The sequence below is a fragment of the Cellulomonas fimi genome, from assembly GCF_028527925.1.
Lineage (GTDB): Bacteria > Actinomycetota > Actinomycetes > Actinomycetales > Cellulomonadaceae > Cellulomonas > Cellulomonas fimi_C.
Window position 1 is genome coordinate 1 of the sequence record NZ_JAPESW010000123.1, and the last position, 904, is coordinate 904.

Genomic DNA, 904 nt, shown 5'->3' on the forward strand with positions numbered 1-904 from the left:
ACCTTGGCCAGCAGGTAGTTGCCAAGGAACGAACCGAGGCCCTGCCAGGCGGCAATCAGGATGATCAGCAACGGCACGGCCTGCAGCAATTGCAGGTCCCGCAGGAATGGCACGCTGGGGAACAGCACGGCTTCAGGATTGGAAAGGCCGTCGACGAAGTACTTGAGGATGTACCCCAGCATTGGCTGGGTCGACGCGAAAATCAGAAATCCGACGATGCTCAGCGCGAACAAGCCGGCGTAGGGCTTAACGTAACTGAGCAGGCGGAAGTATATTTTCAAGCTCGAAGGGCTTGCGCTCGGACTGGAGTCGGTCATATCACGCGGCGTTTTGAAAAAGGAGGCTGACTTTAGCACAGCTTCTCTGTTGTACTTGCACCCTGCATGACCCACAGCCTGGTCGGACCCGACCAGCGACATTACATAGCCACTACTTTAAGATGGTTGGCTTTCTCAAAATGGAATGGCTTTACTGTATGCACTCCAAGCGCCTGATCTATGGCTCAAATCGCGTTTTCGACTTCCTGGTCCTGTGGATTTTGCCCATTGGCTTGTTGTTATTACTGAGTTCGCTGTTCTTCGTATCCAACCGCAACGTACTGCATCGAATCGTCTACATCCTGTTCAGCGTACCGACCCTGTTCATGTTGTGCATGCGCCCCCGGGAGCTGAAAGCGTTACTGCGCGAGCCCCTGGCGCTCGCATTCCTGGTCTTCTCCGCCTGGGCCCTGACCAGCCTGCTGTGGAGCCGAAAAAAAAAACTACATATAAACCCGTCGCCATACTATCCCACCTGCATTTCGCTTAAATAAGAGATAAGTATTCTAGATGCAAATTGTTCACTAATACTAATTTTAACTGTTTTTCTATCTTCTTCGCCACAAGCATGGTCGGTGTTTTTTCCT

General features: G+C 51.8%; 2 protein-coding genes. One reads left to right on the plus strand and one right to left on the minus strand.

The annotated features are described in order from the left end of the window. On the minus strand, positions 1–317 hold a 317-nt coding region (locus OMK64_RS21315; RefSeq protein WP_272730111.1), incomplete at its 3' end, for a 6TM ABC transporter family protein. A 158-nt stretch (positions 318–475) separates the two neighbouring features. On the opposite strand from OMK64_RS21315, the gene OMK64_RS21320 reads away from it, so the two are divergent. Then, a complete protein-coding gene (locus OMK64_RS21320; protein WP_272730112.1) occupies positions 476–811 on the plus strand; it encodes a hypothetical protein in 336 nt (111 codons plus the stop codon). The last annotated feature ends 93 nt before the right edge of the window (positions 812–904 follow it).

Coding starts and splice junctions, on each gene's coding strand:
- OMK64_RS21320 (WP_272730112.1), top strand. CDS start 476: ATGCACTCCAAGCGCCTGATCTATGGCTCAAATCGCGTTTTCGACTTC.